Origin of the sequence: Caballeronia sp. GAFFF2 (assembly GCF_023631485.1) — a bacterium.
In the GTDB taxonomy this organism is placed as follows: Bacteria; Pseudomonadota; Gammaproteobacteria; order Burkholderiales; family Burkholderiaceae; genus Caballeronia.
The window spans coordinates 1-13,885 of record NZ_JALQDA010000063.1 but is presented as its reverse complement, the minus strand read 5'-3'; the positions used below and the strand labels follow the sequence as shown (position 1 = coordinate 13,885).

General features: G+C 57.4%; 7 protein-coding genes and 2 CRISPR repeat arrays. All 7 genes read left to right on the top strand.

Annotation, left to right across the window (positions count from 1 at the left end; genetic code table 11):
• Positions 1 to 341 precede the first annotated feature (341 nt).
• The 7 genes from cas1f to cas6f all read left to right on the top strand — a co-directional run bounded on the left by cas1f (position 342) and on the right by cas6f (position 9,424).
• On the top strand, positions 342 to 1,334 hold the full coding sequence (gene cas1f, locus NCT04_RS33900) for a type I-F CRISPR-associated endonuclease Cas1f (RefSeq protein WP_250470197.1): 993 nt from the start codon (positions 342 to 344) through the stop codon (positions 1,332 to 1,334).
• Positions 1,331 to 4,243, top strand: a complete 2,913-nt coding sequence (gene cas3f / locus NCT04_RS33895) for a type I-F CRISPR-associated helicase Cas3f (RefSeq protein WP_250470196.1) — start codon at positions 1,331 to 1,333, stop codon at positions 4,241 to 4,243. The genes cas1f and cas3f overlap by 4 nt, the downstream gene beginning before the upstream one ends.
• Complete coding sequence (locus tag NCT04_RS33890) at positions 4,240 to 4,839, top strand: hypothetical protein (RefSeq protein ID WP_250470195.1); 600 nt, start codon at positions 4,240 to 4,242, stop codon at positions 4,837 to 4,839. Before cas3f ends, NCT04_RS33890 begins: the two co-directional genes overlap by 4 nt.
• A gap of 464 nt (positions 4,840 to 5,303) precedes the next feature.
• Positions 5,304 to 6,704, top strand: coding sequence for a type I-F CRISPR-associated protein Csy1 (csy1, locus tag NCT04_RS33885; RefSeq protein WP_250470193.1), 1,401 nt, complete (start codon positions 5,304 to 5,306; stop codon positions 6,702 to 6,704).
• Positions 6,701 to 7,768, top strand: coding sequence for a type I-F CRISPR-associated protein Csy2 (csy2, locus tag NCT04_RS33880; protein WP_250470191.1), 1,068 nt, complete (start codon positions 6,701 to 6,703; stop codon positions 7,766 to 7,768). Before csy1 ends, csy2 begins: the two co-directional genes overlap by 4 nt.
• A 67-nt stretch (positions 7,769 to 7,835) precedes the next feature.
• Positions 7,836 to 8,852, top strand: a complete 1,017-nt coding sequence (csy3, locus tag NCT04_RS33875) for a type I-F CRISPR-associated protein Csy3 (RefSeq protein WP_250470189.1) — start codon at positions 7,836 to 7,838, stop codon at positions 8,850 to 8,852.
• 5 nt (positions 8,853 to 8,857) lie between these two features.
• On the top strand, positions 8,858 to 9,424 hold the full coding sequence (gene cas6f, locus NCT04_RS33870) for a type I-F CRISPR-associated endoribonuclease Cas6/Csy4 (RefSeq protein ID WP_250470187.1): 567 nt from the start codon (positions 8,858 to 8,860) through the stop codon (positions 9,422 to 9,424).
• A gap of 131 nt (positions 9,425 to 9,555) precedes the next feature.
• Positions 9,556 to 11,749: direct repeats of the CRISPR family, unit length 28 nt; unit sequence GTTTGCTGCCGCGTAGGCAGCTGAGAAA.
• Positions 11,750 to 11,838: 89 nt separating this feature from the next.
• Positions 11,839 to 13,786: direct repeats of the CRISPR family, unit length 28 nt; unit sequence GTTTGCTGCCGCGTAGGCAGCTGAGAAA.
• Positions 13,787 to 13,885 lie beyond the last annotated feature (99 nt).

The window sequence follows — 13,885 nt, the reverse complement described above, 5'->3', positions numbered from 1 at the left end:
GTACTGAGGGAATTGGACTCGACGAGCTACGACTACGACGAGCGCGGCAATCTGATCACGAAATCGGGCGGCGCTCAGCTGAGAAAACTTACGGCCGGTCACGAACATTGAGCCCTGCTATTTGCCGCCGCATAGGCAGCCAGAAACAACAGATCCCGTCGCTCGACAACTCCGATCCCCAAAACACACCCCCTTCCAGCGCAATGCAATCCGCCAGCGTTGATCGCCAGGTTTCCGAGATGACGCAAACCTTAAAATAAACACACCGACACCACGTCCACAAAAAGCATTCGACCTCAAGCCTCCCCAGAAGCAAAGAAGCCAATAAAAAAATCAAAGAAATGGATCACATTAAACCCACCGATCTAAAAACCATCCTCCATTCCAAACGCGCCAACCTCTACTACCTCGAACACTGCCGCGTCCTGGTAAATGGCGGCCGCGTCGAGTACGTCACCGATGCCGGCAAAAGAAACCTCTACTGGAACATCCCTATCGCGAACACGACCAGCATCCTGCTCGGCACCGGCACGTCCATCACGCAAGCCGCGATGCGCGAACTCGCCAAAGCAGGCGTGCTCGTGGGCTTCTGCGGCGGTGGTGGCACACCGCTCTTCAGCGCCAGCGAAATCGATATCGAAATCGCCTGGATGTCGCCGCAAAGCGAATATCGGCCGACGGAATATCTGCAAGCTTGGGTGCGCTTCTGGTTCGACGACGGCGCCCGCTCTCACGCCGCCCGACACTTGCAAACGAGCCGTCTCGCGCGACTTCGGCACGCGTGGACCGCGCGCGCGTTACGCGAGGCCGGATTCGCAGTCGACATCGAGCGTTTTGAAGCGCTGGTGAAGCAATTCGGCAGACAGATTGCCGATGCCGCCGATTCCGCCGCGTTACTGCTCATCGAAGCACGTCTCACGAAAGCCCTGTTCAAGCTCGCGGTCGATGCAGTCGGCTACGGCGATTTCACACGTGGTAAGCGCGGCAGCGGCACCGATCCCGCTAACCGGTTCCTCGATCACGGTAACTATCTGGCCTATGGTCTCGGCGCGACAGCCACCTGGGTGTTGGGCCTGCCTCACGGTCTGGCCATCCTCCATGGCAAGACACGGCGCGGCGGTCTGGTGTTCGATGCAGCCGATCTCGTGAAAGACGCCGTCATCCTCCCGCAAGCGTTCCTGTCTGCCATGCGCGGCGACGACGAGCAAGCGTTTCGCCGCAACTGCATCGAGGCGCTGACGCGCGACGAGTCGCTGGACTTCATCATCGACACGCTCAAGACCATTGCGCTCGAAACTCCACATGGCATGCAGACATCGGATGCACGCTCATGAACGTCCTGTTCGTCTCGCAATGCTCGAAGCGCGCGCTTACCGAAACCCGGCGCATTCTCGATCAATTCGCCGAACGCCGCGGCGACCGCACCTGGCAGACGCCCATCACCCAGGCGGGTCTCGATACGGTACGCAAACTGCTGCGGCAAAGCGCCAGAAAAAACACGGCCATCGCATGTCACTGGATACGCGGGCGCGATCACAGTGAACTGATGTGGATAGTCGGCGACGCGCGGCAGTTCAATACGGAAGGCGCCGTGCCGACCAACACGACCACAAGCGACATCCTTCGCGCCGACGATGAAACAACGTGGCACCGGCTTCCCCTGATCTCGGCGCTGAGCGCGTTGGCCGCGCTGCTGCATGATCTCGGCAAGGCCACACAAGCATTTCAAGACAAGTTGCGTAAGCCCGGCGTGCACGAGACTAACCATTATCGTCACGAATGGGTATCGGTACGCTTGTTTCAGGCCTTTGTCGGCGATACGCGCGACGATGCCGACTGGTTAAGCCGCCTCTCATGTTGCGCCGACGAAGACATCGATCCGAAGACATTTCAGGCGCAATGGCTCGACGGCTTGCTGCGCGACGAACTGGATGAACTGAGTGCCCAGGATTGCAAGCCCTTTGCGACGCTGCCGCCGCTGGCGCAAACCGTTGCCTGGCTGATACTGACGCATCACAGATTGCCATGCTGGCCTGTGGAGATGACACATGGCAGCGTCGCCGACGATGTCGATGACCAGTGTCGCAAGTGGCGGCACTTTGGCGCATACCCGGACGATATCAACCGGTCTCGTCTAGTCGACTTGCTCCGTCAAGTCGATGCCGACTGGAACCAGCCTCGCGAGGTGGTCGGCCGCGCCACGCTCGATGCGCATTGGCGTTTCAAACACGGCTTGCCGGTGGCAACGTCGCACTGGCGCAAACAGGCCGCGCGGTACGCGGGCAAACTTTTGGAGTTGCACCGCCTGACGCTCGCTGCTGCCACGCTCGACGATCCATTCGTCATGCATGTCTCGCGGCTGTGTCTGATGCTCGCCGATCATCACTATTCCAGCATAGAGGACGATGATCGTCGCAAGCGCTATCGCAATCCAGGTTATCCGCTGTATGCGAACACGCGTCGACAGCCGGGCGATGGACCGTCGCAAGAGGCGCGCTTCAATCAGACGCTCGACGAACATTTGCTGGGCGTACAGGCCCATGCATCGCTGGTGACGCGTTCCTTGCCGACGCTTGCGCGCAGTCTTCCCGCGCTGCAAAATCATCGCGGCCTCAAGAAGCGTAATACGAATGCGCGGTTCCAATGGCAGGACAAAGCGGCGGATCTTGCGGCCGGTATTCGGACGCGCGCGGCCGCGCATGGTGCGTTCGTGGTCGATATGGCATCGACGGGCTGCGGCAAGACCCTGGGCAACGCGCGGATCATGAATGCGCTGGCGGACCCGAAACTCGGCATGCGCTGTGCGTTTGCAATTGGTCTGCGAACGCTTACGCTTCAGACGGGCCGAAGTTATCAGCGCGACCTCGGTTTGAACGACGAGCACCTGGCGATCAAGGTGGGTGGCATCGCCAGTCGAGCCTTGTTCGATTACTGGGAAGCTCGAGCAGAAGCCACCGGATCTGCATCGTCCCAGGCACTGCTCAATGAAGACGGGCAGGTGCTTTTCGAGGGCAACGATCATCATCCGCTGCTGCAGCGACTTACCGACGACCCGAAGGTGCGTTCCCTGATCGCCGCGCCAATGCTCGTTTGCACCGTCGATCATTTGACGCCCGCGACCGAGAGCTTGCGAGGCGGACGCCAGATTGCACCGATGCTGCGCCTAATGACGAGCGATCTGGTGCTCGACGAACCCGACGATTTCGACATGGCCGATCTTCCGGCGCTGACCCGGCTCGTGCATTGGGCCGGAATGCTTGGCGCTCGGGTCTTGCTGTCTTCGGCGACGTTGCCGCCCGATCTCGTTCATGGATTATTTCTGGCTTATTTGGACGGTCGAAGTCATCACCAACGCAATCGCGGAGAGAGGCCGGCCGAGTTGCCGCGCGTGGCGTGTCTTTGGGTGGATGAATTCGCGCAATCTCATGCCGATTGTGCCGATGGCGAGACGTTCGCTCAAGCGCACGATGCCTTCGTGCGCAAACGCTCGGCGCAACTCGCCGAAGCCGAAGTGCGACGACGCGCGCAGTTGATCGCGCTTCCGCTGCAAACATGGCGAACCATGCAGGAGCGGGATCGTCGCGATGCGTTTGCGGCACTCGTTTTGCAGTCTGCGTGGAGCTTGCATCAGGATGAGCAGAATCACGATGTCGATGCAACGACCGGCAAGCGCGTGAGTTTTGGCCTTATCCGAATGGCCAATATCAAGCCGTTGTTCGATGTTGCCCGGGCGATGTATCGGCAAGGCGCGCCAGCATCCGGTGTGCGTGTTCACTTGTGCGTGTATCACTCGCAGTTTGCGTTGCTCGCGCGATCGCATATCGAACAGCAACTGGATTCGGCGTTCGATCGTCGGGCGCAGGGAAGCGGCGGGAATCCTGCGTTGCGGCATCCATCGGTGCGCGCGCTGCTCGATGCGCATCCTGAGGAAGATCATCTGTTTATCGTGCTGGCGTCGCCGGTGTGCGAGGTCGGGCGCGATTGGGACGCTGACTGGGCAATTGCCGAACCGTCGTCGATCCGTTCGCTGATCCAGCTTGCGGGGGGCGCGTGCGGCGGCATCGGGCGGGGGCGGTGGCGCGGGCGAATATCGCTGTGCTCGACACGAATCTTCGGTACTTCGAGCGACGTAATCAGAAGCTGGACGCGGTGTTCAGCAAGCCGGGGTTCGAGATGTCAGGCGGCGTTTCTCGGGAGTCGGGCGAATCGGCCTATTTCTTCAATTTGCAAACGCACTTCTTGAGCGAGCTGTTACCGCTGCCTGAAGGCAGTCATTCGTGGCCGATCGATGCTCGGCCGCGTATTTGTCGCGCCGACAAGTTGAAGCCTTCCAAGAGCCTGATCGACCTGGAGCATGGCCGAATGCGTGACACGATGCGGCCGCGCGATGCGAGCAGCATGTCCCGTACGCGCATATCGCACGATGCCACGCGGCATTGGCACGCCACGGACGACGAGCGCGTTCGAATCTGGTTGACGGGTGTGCTGCCGCAGATGCAGCGCTTTCGTCATGATCCACTGCGACGCGAAGATATCGCGTTGCTGCCTTCGGAGGACGAGGATGAGTTGCGGTTGCATCGGGTTATCGGTCGGCGGGAGCGAGGCAATGCGCCGTATGTCGATATTCACCACAAGTTCAAGCAGATAGCTGATTCCGAGTTAGTCGGCCCGGGGATTGGTTCGTGGTGTCATGTCGAATTGATGGACCTATTACGGCAATGGGCGGACGCGCATGGACAGAGCGCGTTGGCTAGCGCGGAGAGGGTTGCTACGGTTAGCTTGCATGAATCGCAGAATGGGTGGTGGTTTCACTCGGTGCTGGGGTTTAGGGAGGAGTGAGGCTTTGCTGCCTGTTCGGCAGGACGTTGCAATTACTTAAACCGTTGAATCCTTCTCAGCTACCTGTTCGGCAAGGAAACTAAACGATATCACGTCGGTTCCCTCATTTTAAGATTTTTCAAGTCGCCTAAGTGCTTCTAAAGTCCTTACTTACACCTTAGAATCGGCGTGTCAAATGCTGACGTTCCTCGATGCCAATTTCTCGCCTTCGGAACTGGCCATCCATTAAGCGACGTATTTTTAGGAATGCGTATGTCGTAAAGAAAGATAAAAAAGTTAAGTTTATCTTGTAGCAGTATTCGAGCTGACTCCATGCAATCGTCTGCCAAAGAATCTGCAAAACCTCAACATAAGGCATTTCATTGATGGCGACGAGAAAGCGTTGGCATGCGAGGCTCAACTTCCAGTGTTTGACACTTGAAATCAAGCTCTCTTTAATTTGGCAATCGAAATGAGGAACACCTATGTCGGATAAGAATGCGCCGGAGGCACACAGCTGCTACCGCGCAGCAATCGACGCCTTCTTGCATGACCGTCTCCAAGCCAAACTCGACAAGCTTCCCCTCGACGATGCGAAGCGAGCAGAACTGATCGCCGAGCATCAACGCGGTCCTTGGATCGAGAGCGCGGCGAAGCGCGTCGTGCAAATACAGGCCGTCACTCACTCACTGAAGCCCATCCACTCTGAAGCGCGAGGCACTAGCCTTTTTGTGAAGCCGTCCAGTTTGTCTACGCTCGATGTATTCGGCAGCCACGCACTGGGCAATCGCTTCGACATGGACGTGACGGGCAACGCGGCCGCGCTTGATGTGTACAAGCTTCTGAAGCTGGAGGTCGGCGGGATAAGTCTGCTTGAGGCGCTTATCGCCAACGATAGGCAAGCCTTGGACGCTCTCAATGACGATCTGGTCAAAGCCAGCATTTTGCGCGACGCTTTTATAGGTCTCACAGCCGAGCGCGAAGGCGGAGCGAGTTCTCACGTTTGCGCCAAGCATTTGTATTGGCTTATAGGCGACGACGCCAACGACGATGCTCAATATCATCTGATCGCGCCGCTGTATCCAACCTCGCTGGCTCAACGCGTGTACGAGGATGTGCAAGACGCTCGTTTCGGCGAAGCCAACAAGTTGGCGCGTCGGGCGCGTCGCGAGGGCTTACCGCACGATGGTGTCGATCGTGAATATCACGATCTGGCCGTGCAGGAATTAGGCGGCACCAAGCCGCAAAACATCTCGATATGCACTAGCGAACGCGGAGGCAAAAACTATCTGTTGTCTTCATTACCGCCAATTTGGAAAGGCAAAGGAAACTACCTCCCTGCGCACACAACATCAGTCTTTGAACGAACCCTCGCCGCGCGTCGCTCGGTGCGTGCCGCCGTTCGCCGATTTCAAGAGCACTTGTTGAGCGGCCGTCCTGGCAACATGCGGTTCCGGGATCGTACAGATCGGCTGTGGGACAGAATCGTCGATGAACTCGTCGTCTACGCTGGAGAACTTTTGCTCCAGCCAGCAGGCTGGACGAGGGACACAGCGTTCGAAAAGCTCGTCGAAGAGGAACAGCTTTGGCTAGATCCGCTACGCGCGGAGATTCCGGAGGAGGCAGACTTTCGTGACCGCTGGCTGAACACGAACTGGTCGGAAAAGATTGGCAGTCGCTTCGCAAACTGGATCAATAGCGAGTTGCAGGAAAAGTTGCTCGACGTTGGGTCTGACGAGGCTCGCGAGTGGCGCGGAAGATTGCAAGACGAGGCAACGATATGGGAAGAACACGTTCCCGAATTGCGCGATCGGCTCAATGTGCTGAGCAAGACATTCCTTCGAAAAGCGCATGGCGAACTGATACAGGGGCATGATCGAGCATGAAGCACATTACTATGCCTGACGCCGCCAGGGCGTTGCTCGTGTTACCTCATCTACAGGTACAAAATGCCAACGCCATTTCTGGCGCATTCACGCACGGCTTTCCGTCCATCACTGCATTCACCGGACTGATGTGGGCTTTGCAACGCAAGCTCACCGCTGACGGCATTCCGCTGAGACTGCAACAGGTTGGCGTGATCTGTCATCGATACGACGAGCTGGTGACGGATGACTACATCAAGAAGTTCCGTCTAACGCGGAATCCCGTGAAGAGTGATGGCAAGCCGCGCGCGATCGTCGAAGAAGGACGAATGCACCTGCACATCACATTGGTGTTTCAGGTTTCAATCGACGACGCTATCGCTTCATCGATACTGGACCATGAAAAGCAATATGCCGAATGGGCCGATAAAGTTGGAGAGATCGTGTCGCGCATGCGAGTCGCTGGCGGAACGTTGCTGCCGGTCGGTCCCATGCCCGGACGGCGGACCAAACCCTGGATGGCCGAGCTCGCGGATAGCCACGACAAACGGTCGCGCGATTTCGCCCGATGGCGCCGTCAGTGGCTTCCGGGCTACGCGCTTATCGGCCGCGACGATATTTTGAAGAACCGCCACGACGCGTTGCGCGAAAAGCACCCTGACGCCAGCTTGATCGATGCCTGGCTGCACGCTGCTCGATTCAATTATCAGCCCATGCCGGAAAAAGAAGCGGCCGATGACGCTGCATCGTCCACCGCACCCAAGCGCGTGCGTTGGGCCGATCCCGACAGACAAAAGGGCGAAGGCTGGACCGTGCCAATACCCGTGGGCTACGCCGCGCTCACTAAACCGTATCCGGCGGGCAGCGTCGAAAACGTGCGCGATCCGTCCATTCCCTGCGTATTCGTAGAGACGGTGTATTCAATCGGTCAGTGGATCAGCCCGCATCGGCTGAATAGTCTGGATGATTTGTTATGGCGAGCGGAAACCAATACGGAGTTCGGCTTGTATCGCTGTCGTAGCGGTTACGTACACGATCGCTCCGATACCGAGTTGGACGATGACGACGAATACGAATTTGATTGACCGCAGCGACCTTTCGCGTTCGTCGTGGTGTCTTTTGTTTTTATCTTGATTAGGAATATATAAAAAGATGTCTGAGAAAATTGCTACTGCTTCTGTCCTCGCTTTTGAACGTAAGCTGGATCCGTCCGATGCGGTCTTCCACTCTGGCCGTTGGGATGAACGCGACAACGGATCGAAATGGTCGCCAGTTCGTATCCGCGTGAAATCGGTTCGTGGGACGATTTCGAATCGGCTCAAGGCAAAGGGCGGTGATGCAGCCAAATTGGATGCAGCCGTCAATCATGCAAACCTGCAGACCGTGGACGTTGCCACGCTGCCGGCCGATGCCGACACGCTCCGAGTCACTTTCTCGTTGCGCGTTCTGTCGGGCACGGGCATGCCTTCGGCTTGTAATAACGCAGCGTATCGAGTGCGGCTTCAAAACGTGGTGAATGATTATGTCGCCAAGCATGACTTTACTGAGCTGGCTAATCGCTACGCCGCGAATCTGGCAAACGGACGCTTCCTTTGGCGTAACCGTATAGGTGCGGAAAGCGTGGCGGTCGAAGTATCGCGTCAAAAGAACGGCGAGTGCGTACAGAAGCTCACGTTCGATGCGTTGTCGCTTGGCTTGCGCACGATGGATCAATTCGATTCGAATGTGACGGCGCTAGGCGGACTTATTGCCGACGGGCTTGCGGGTAGAACCCATGTGCTTCTGCGCGTGACCGCGTATGTGCGTCTTGGCTTTGGTCAGGAAGTATTCCCGTCTCAAGAGCTGATTCTGGAGAAGACGGAAAAGAGCAAGACGCTTTATCACGTGGAGAACGTCGCGGCTATTCACTCGCAAAAAATCGGCAATGCCTTGCGAACGATTGATACTTGGTATGAGAACGCGCTGGAATCTGGCCCGATTGCGGTCGAGCCTTATGGGTCGGTCACGACTCAGGGCACGGCGTATCGCCATCCGAAGCTGAAGCCGACGCAAGACTTCTACAACCTCCTCGATGACTGGTTGCTCAAGGACAAGATGCCGGCGGTCGAGCAGCAGCACTTCGTCATGGCCGTTCTGATTCGCGGCGGTGTTTTTGGCGATGCGAACTGACGGCCATGACGAGTCACTATATCGACATCACGTTACGGCCCGATCCGGAGTTTAGCCGTGTCCATCTGCTTGGCGCTTTGGTGGCGAAACTGCATCGCGCGTTGGTGGAGTTTCGTGCGGACGACATCGGGATTAGCTTTCCGCAATACAGTTTGAGCCCGCGTTTTCTGGGCGACGTGTTGCGCCTGCATGGCGACGAATCGCGATTGCAGGAGCTGATGGCACGCGGTTGGATGCAGGGTATGCGGGATCATGTGAAGCTGACGGACGTTATGCGCGTTCCGTCGGGGGCGATGCATCGCGTCATACAACGGCGTCAGTTTAAAACCAATGTCGAGCGGATGCGTCGGCGTCGAATGCGACGTAAGGGCGAGACCGAAGCGCAGGCCGCTGCGGCGATTCCGGACACGGTCGAGCGTCGGCCTGATTTGCCTTACGTGCATTTACGTAGCGCGAGTACAGGGCAGCCGTTTTGTTTGTTTGTCGATCAAAAGGGCGAGGTGGCTGCGAGCGTGCCGGGGACGTTTAATAGTTATGGGTTGAGTTGCGGAGCAACTGTCCCGTGGTTCTAAACCCTTTTTTTGGAGCGCTGGTTTGTTGATTGGGAAATCAATGAATTAGCGATATAGGGAGAATTTGGGTTGGTTCGGCGAGAACGGTGTCTTTTGTTGAGTAATCAAGAGGATGGCGTTTGAGTCGGCTAGTTTGCTGCCGCGTAGGCAGCTGAGAAAGAATCTTTTCGCTCCACAGGCTCGAAGCAAGGGTTTGCTGCCGCGTAGGCAGCTGAGAAAAGGCGATGACACGATCTCGCTCTCGGGATGGTGTTTGCTGCCGCGTAGGCAGCTGAGAAAAATCGATCAACGCGCCGCGATCAGCGCGACACGTTTGCTGCCGCGTAGGCAGCTGAGAAAGCCGAAAATTGCCGCGGAGTCGCTAGCTTCGTGTTTGCTGCCGCGTAGGCAGCTGAGAAAAGCGCGCCACCGCAGACAGAAGAAACAGGATTGTTTGCTGCCGCGTAGGCAGCTGAGAAAGCTTGGCCCCTGGCAGCATCAACTGAGCGACCGTTTGCTGCCGCGTAGGCAGCTGAGAAAAGTGCCTGTTGGCGGAATCTCCTGCCCTGGCGGTTTGCTGCCGCGTAGGCAGCTGAGAAAGAAGCCCGTGACGATCAAGGGCGTTGTGGTCGGTTTGCTGCCGCGTAGGCAGCTGAGAAACTCAGGCCCGCCGGGCGAGGGTTTGCGGGCGCATTTGCTGCCGCGTAGGCAGCTGAGAAAGCGCGACGCCGCGCTGAACGGGAACTGAATTAGTTTGCTGCCGCGTAGGCAGCTGAGAAATGACCACGTCACGAAGTTCGACACAATGAACGGTTTGCTGCCGCGTAGGCAGCTGAGAAAAGATTCGAAAGGCAAGGAAGCCGTAGGCAACGGTTTGCTGCCGCGTAGGCAGCTGAGAAAGTTCACGCCATCCAGTGAGAGGTCACGCAGATGTTTGCTGCCGCGTAGGCAGCTGAGAAACGCAGACGCGTGCGGCACGTCAGTCGCCGCCGAGTTTGCTGCCGCGTAGGCAGCTGAGAAAGTACAGATGCGGGGCACGATATGGATTACGGGGTTTGCTGCCGCGTAGGCAGATGAGAAACGCCGTGCTTGTGAACTGCTTGGCCGTGCCGCCGTTTGCTGCCGCGTAGGCAGCTGAGAAAATCTGCCGAACAACTCGGCTTCGATGCCTGACGTTTGCTGCCGCGTAGGCAGCTGAGAAAAACAACACGCGATCAGGCTTCATCCGCATGCAGTTTGCTGCCGCGTAGGCAGCTGAGAAAAGGCGCTGGTTCTCGAAGAGCGCATCGCTGAGGTTTGCTGCCGTGTAGGCAGCTGAGAAATGATCGGCGTCGAATGTGAGCAGCGCATCGAACGTTTGCTGCCGTGTAGGCAGCTGAGAAAACAAAGCCAAGGACGCCGACACTTGCAAGCATGTTTGCTGCCGCGTAGGCAGCTGAGAAAGTACCGCCAACATTGCCTTGCACGAGCGTGATGTTTGCTGCCGCGTAGGCAGCTGAGAAAGGTCGCAAGTCGCCATTCCCTAAGCGCGCCACGTTTGCTGCCGCGTAGGCAGCTGAGAAATGTTGACGCGTTTCGAAGGTGAGTTCGACGTCGTTTGCTGCCGCGTAGGCAGCTGAGAAATATCGCGCGATCAGTGCATCGCGAAGATCGAGCGTTTGCTGCCGCGTAGGCAGCTGAGAAAGAACGCCGACGCGGTAAGCGCCGAAATGGGTTGTTTGCTGCCGCGTAGGCAGCTGAGAAAGCCGAGCTGCATGCAGCCGAGCTGACCGCACCGTTTGCTGCCGCGTAGGCAGCTGAGAAATTCGGCGCAAAGGGAGACGGGGTTGAAGACGAGTTTGCTGCCGCGTAGGCAGCTGAGAAATATTATCGTTCCCCAGAGTGCCCCGTCGCTCATGTTTGCTGCCGTGTAGGTAGCTGAGAAACAAGAAATATTGCGAGCTGCGATCTTCAGCTGGTTTGCTGCCGTGTAGGTAGCTGAGAAAGGCGAAAGCGAATAAAGAGATCGCCCTGCTTTCGTTTGCTGCCGCGTAGGTAGCTGAGAAAATCATCTGGAGCAGGCGCCTCCCCTTCGGCGCGTTTGCTGCCGCGTAGGCAGCTGAGAAAGACACGAAGGAGGAGACGTGACTAGCCTGGAGGTTTGCTGCTGCGTAGGCAGCTGAGAAATTAACCATCGTGAGCTTGATTCGCGACTGGCGGTTTGCTACCGCGTAGGCAGCTGAGAAAGACAAAAGATAGAGGATCCCGTTGAAGTCCTTGTTTGCTGCCGCGTAGGCAGCTGAGAAAGGCAGAAAGTGGTCCGGACATACGCCTCCAGAGTTTGCTGCCGCGTAGGCAGCTGAGAAATACTCAAAAATCAGCGGTACAAACCCGCGTTCGTTTGCTGCCGCGTGCAGCTGAGAAACACGTCTTGCAGAGCCATTGCTCTCTCGATTCGTTTGCTGCCGCGTAGGCAGCTGAGAAAAAGAGAGGATTACAGTCGTTACGATTACCGGAGTTTGCTGCCGCGTAGGCAGCTGAGAAAGCAGACGCGACAGACCGCGTTCGAATTATTGTGTTTGCTGCCGCGTAGGCAGCTGAGAAATCGCGCACTGGACCGTCTCGAATGTCATCTACGTTTGCTGCCGCGTAGGCAGCTGAGAAAGAAACGCAAAAAAAGGAAAAACGCGAGGCGCAGTTTGCTGCCGCGTAGGCAGCTGAGAAAGCAAAGCGCTCCATCGCCTCTTCGATGGGATAGTTTGCTGCCGCGTAGGCAGCTGAGAAACGCACGAAAGGAGCTCGCCGCAGAGTACTGAGGTTTGCTGCCGCGTAGGCAGCTGAGAAAGTTGTCGGCAACGCGCTTGCGAAGATCTCGATGTTTGCTGCCGCGTAGGCAGCTGAGAAAAACCGGGTAGGGCACCCCGGCTTTCACCCCGTGTTTGCTGCCGCGTAGGCAGCTGAGAAATTTGTCGTAACCGAAGTACATCGACTGATACCGTTTGCTGCCGTATAGGCAGCTGAGAAAGAATAAGGCGTAGGGTCCGTCCTCGGTGTCATGTTTGCTGCCGTGTAGGCAGCTGAGAAAAACCAAAAAATCCTGTGGCGTCTTGCCACATAGTTTGCTGCCGTGTAGGCAGCTGAGAAATGGCAGCATGCGCCCGCGCTGGCATTGCCGTCGTTTGCTGCCGTGTAGGCAGCTGAGAAAACCGACACGAAGGAGAAGTAGATGACTGAAGAGTTTGCTGCCGTGTAGGCAGCTGAGAAAGTACGACGCTGTAGCTCTTGATGCGCAAGATTGTTTGCTGCCGTGTAGGCAGCTGAGAAATTGAAGACGTCCGGGTGGGTCGCGGCGAATGTGTTTGCTGCCGCGTAGGCAGCTGAAAAACTCGGCGGACTGCGTCTCTGCGTCGCTAACGTGGTTTGCTGCCGCGTAGGCAGCTGAGAAATCTGCGGATGCGATGGGGTGGGCGTAGAGCTGGTTTGCTGCCGCGTAGGCAGCTGAGAAAAGAAGAAGTTAGCCGGCACTGCGCCCGCGATGGTTTGCTGCCGCGTAGGCAGCTGAGAAATGATCCGCAACGCCCTCTATTCTGACGTTTGAGTTTGCTGCCGTGTAGGCAGCTGAGAAAGTGCGGATCATGCTGTCGACGCGGCGTGATGCGTTTGCTGCCGTGTAGGCAGCTGAGAAAACGCAGCAGATCCTCGACGACAGCGAGATCGAGTTTGCTGCCGTGTAGGCAGCTGAGAAAGTTGCCTCCGGCGCACCGATCATGCCCGTTTCGTTTGCTGCCGCGTAGGCAGCTGAGAAAGTTCAAGCGCGCGCGGTCGCTGATCCGCAAGGGTTTGCTGCCGTGTAGGCAGCTGAGAAAGACGATGTCGGCTAGCTTGCTCAATCCCTGCTGTTTGCTGCCGTGTAGGCAGCTGAGAAAAGATCGCATTCGCGACGTCTTGCACCGCGCCGGTTTGCTGCCGCGTAGGCAGCTGAGAAAAGGCGAAAAAAAGGGCGCCAGGCGCCCAAAGGTTTGCTGCCGCGTAGGCAGCTGAGAAATTTATGGGCACGGGTGCGATACCGCGCGCCCGGTTTGCTGCCGCGCAGGCAGCCGAGAAATATCGACGACGACGTTACCAGCCTCCGGCGTGTTTGCTGCCGTGTAGGCAGCTGAGAAAATTGCGACAAGCGTGTTCAGTTCGGTCGTCGCGTATGCTGCCGTGTAGGCAGCTGAGGAAGGCGGGATCATTGAACTTCGCGAGATGGACGCGTTTGCTGCCGTGTAGGCCGCTGAGAAAGCTCGTCGTCGACATGCAGCAAATCACGAGCAGTTTGCTGCCGTGTAGGCAGCTGAGAAACGAGCCCGCGTCGCTGATGGTGTTGCCGATATGTTTGCTGCCGTGTAGGCAGCTGAGAAATGTCACATACGGACCTATCCGCAATTCTGTGGGCGAGGCATATTATGAGAGGTAAAAGTCATGGATATGCCGATGAAGAAGAAACGCACCGTCGCTTCT

Bases quoted from the DNA above. Each gene is read 5' to 3' on its own strand.
- cas6f (WP_250470187.1), top strand. From the start codon at position 8,858: ATGACGAGTCACTATATCGACATCACGTTACGGCCCGATCCGGAGTTT.
- csy1 (WP_250470193.1), top strand. From the start codon at position 5,304: ATGTCGGATAAGAATGCGCCGGAGGCACACAGCTGCTACCGCGCAGCA.
- csy3 (WP_250470189.1), top strand. From the start codon at position 7,836: ATGTCTGAGAAAATTGCTACTGCTTCTGTCCTCGCTTTTGAACGTAAG.
- cas3f (WP_250470196.1), top strand. From the start codon at position 1,331: ATGAACGTCCTGTTCGTCTCGCAATGCTCGAAGCGCGCGCTTACCGAA.
- csy2 (WP_250470191.1), top strand. From the start codon at position 6,701: ATGAAGCACATTACTATGCCTGACGCCGCCAGGGCGTTGCTCGTGTTA.
- cas1f (WP_250470197.1), top strand. From the start codon at position 342: ATGGATCACATTAAACCCACCGATCTAAAAACCATCCTCCATTCCAAA.